Here is a 2,829-nt window from a genome sequence, read left to right on the forward strand (position 1 = left end):
GACCAGCTCCACCCGGGCGGCAACGCCTACAACATGCCGTCCGCGCTCCGCCTGGAGGGACACCTCGACCCCGCCGCGCTCGCTCGCGCCTTCTCCGAGCTCGTCCGCCGCCACGAGTCCCTGCGCACCACGTTCCACGCGGACGGCGGCGCGCCCACGCAGCGCATCCATCCCCCGGGGGCCTTCCGGTTGGAGGAGGTCGACCTGTCGGCCCACGCCCACCCGGAAGAAGAGGCCCGCCGCCTCGCGGGCGAGGAACAGGCGCGCCCGTTCGACCTCGCCACGGGCCCGCTCCTGCGCGTGCTGTTGATCAGGCTTTCCGAGCGCCAGCACCTGCTGGTGACGACGATGCACCACATCGTCTCCGACGGCTGGTCCCTGGGCGTGTTCGTCCGGGAGATGGTAGCCCTCTACCAGGCCTTCACCGCCGGACGGCCCTCGCCGCTGTCCCCCCTGCCGGTGCAGTACGCCGACCACGCCCTCTGGCAGCGCGCGTGGCTGCGGGGCGAGGCGCTGGAGGCGCGGATCGACTGGTGGCGCCGTCACCTGGAAGGCGCCCCCGCGGCCCTGGAGCTGCCCACCGACCTGCCCCGCCCGCCGGTGGCCTCCTTCCGCGGCGACGCGGTGCCCGTCCACCTGCCACGCGCGCTTTCCCAGACACTGGCGGCCCTCTGCCAGGCCGAGGGCGTCACCCCGTTCATGGCCCTGCTGGCCGGCTTCCAGGCCCTGCTCTCGCGCTACTCGGGCCAGGACGACGTGAGCGTCGGCGGCGCCATGGCCGGCCGCCGCTTCCAGGAACAGGAAGGGCTCATCGGCTTCTTCGTCAACACGCTGGTGTACCGCACGCGCCTGGACGGGGACCCCAGCTTCCGCGAGCTGCTCTCCCGCGTGCGCGACACCACCCTGGAGGCGCACGCGCACCAGGATCTGCCCTTCGAGAAGCTCGTCGAGGCGCTGCGGCCGGAGCGGGACACGTCGCGCTCCCCGCTGTTCCAGGTGAACTTCACCTTCCAGAACATGTCCCTGGGCACGCTGGAGGCGCCGGGGCTGAGCTTCCAGCCGGTGCCCTTCGAGGGCGGCACGGGGCGCTTCGACCTCACGCTGGTGCTCACCGACACGCCCCAGGGGCTGACGGGCTCGCTGGAGTACGCGACCGACCTGTTCCGCCCGGAGACGGCCCGCCGGCTGGTGACCCACCTGCACGTGCTGCTGGAGGGCGCGCTGGGCGGTTCCCACCTGCGCCTGTCCGAACTGCCGCTGCTGACCGACGCCGAACGCCACCAGGTGCTGGTGGAATGGAACGACTCCGGGGCGGAGCTGCCGCGCGACACGGTCCTGCACGCGCTGTTCGAAGCCCAGGCCCTGCGCACGCCGGACGCGCTCGCGCTCGTCTTCGAGGGGGAGTCCCTCACCTACCGGCAGCTCGACGCGCGCGCCAACCAGCTCGCGCACCACCTGCGCGCGCTGGGCGTGGGCCCCGAGGTGCTCGTGGGCCTGTGCGTGGAGCGCTCGGTGGAGCTGGTGGTGGGCATGCTCGGCATCCTCAAGGCCGGAGGCGCCTTCCTCTGCCTGGACCCGGCCCACCCCACCGCGCGCGTCTCCCTGATGCTGGAGGACTCCGGCCTCCAGGTGCTGCTGACCCACAAGGCCCTGCTCGACCAGCTTCCCGCGTCCCTGTCGTGCGTGCCCTGCTGCTTCGACACCGACGCCAGCCTCCTCTCCCGGCGCTCCACCACGCCGCCCGGGGTGGACGTCCTGCCGGATCAGCTCGCCTACGTCATCTACACCTCGGGCAGCACCGGCCGGCCCAAGGGCACCCTGCTGGGCCACCGCGGCCTGTGCAACTCCGTGCTCGCCGCCGTCCGGGCCCACGGCCTGGCCGCCACCAGCCGCGTCCTGCAGTTCGCGTCGCCGACCTTCGACGCCGCCATCCTCGAGATCTTCGCCCCGCTGCTCGCGGGCGCCACGCTCGTGCTGGCGCCCCGGGAGCGGCTGCTGCCGGATGCGCCCCTGCGCGCGCTGCTCGCCGAGCAGGCGGTGTCGACCGTCACGCTGACGCCGTCGGTCCTGGCGCAGCTCACGCCAGCAGACCTGCCGCTCTTGCGCACCGTCATCTCCGCGGGCGAGGCGCTGTCCGCCGAGGTGGCCCGGCGCTGGAGCGTGGGCCGCACCCTGCTCAACGCCTACGGGCCCACCGAGGCCACCGTCTGCGCCTCCATCACCTCGGGGCCGGTCTTCCCCACCGAGCCCTCCATCGGCACGCCCTGGCCCAACACCCGGCTGTACGTGCTGGACGCGCACCTGCGGCCAGTCCCCGTGGGCGTGCCCGGCGAGCTGTTCATCGGCGGCGTGGGGTTGGCGCGGGGCTACCTGCGCCGGCCGGCGCTCACCGCCGAGCGCTTCATCCCCCACCCCTACAGCACCGAGCCGGGCGCGAGGCTGTACCGCACCGGAGACCGGGTGCGCTGGCGGCCCCGGGGCGACGTCGAATACCTGGGCCGGACCGACTTCCAGGTGAAGCTGCGCGGCTTCCGCATCGAACCTGGCGAGGTGGAGGCCGCGCTGGAGGAACACACCACCGTGCGCCAGGCCGTGGCCCGGGTGCGCGAGGACGCGCCGGGACTGCGCAGGCTCGTGGCGTACGTGGTGCCCGCCTCCGGAGAGTCACCGGATCCAGCCGCGCTGCGCGCCTTCCTCCAGCAGCGGCTGCCGGAGTACATGGTGCCCACCGCCTTCGCGGTGCTGGAGGCGCTGCCCCTCACCTCCAGCGGCAAGGTGGACCGCGACGCCCTGCCCTCGCCGGAGTCGCGCGCCGGGTCCCCCACGGCC

1 protein-coding gene is annotated in these 2,829 nt (G+C 73.8%); it reads left to right on the plus strand.

Annotation, left to right across the window (positions count from 1 at the left end):
• Window positions 1-2,829, plus strand: a 2,829-nt coding sequence (locus tag D7V93_RS41255) for a non-ribosomal peptide synthetase (protein WP_120648457.1), incomplete at both ends; no start/stop codon positions are given.

The organism is Corallococcus llansteffanensis, assembly GCF_003612055.1.
Lineage (GTDB): Bacteria > Myxococcota > Myxococcia > Myxococcales > Myxococcaceae > Corallococcus > Corallococcus llansteffanensis.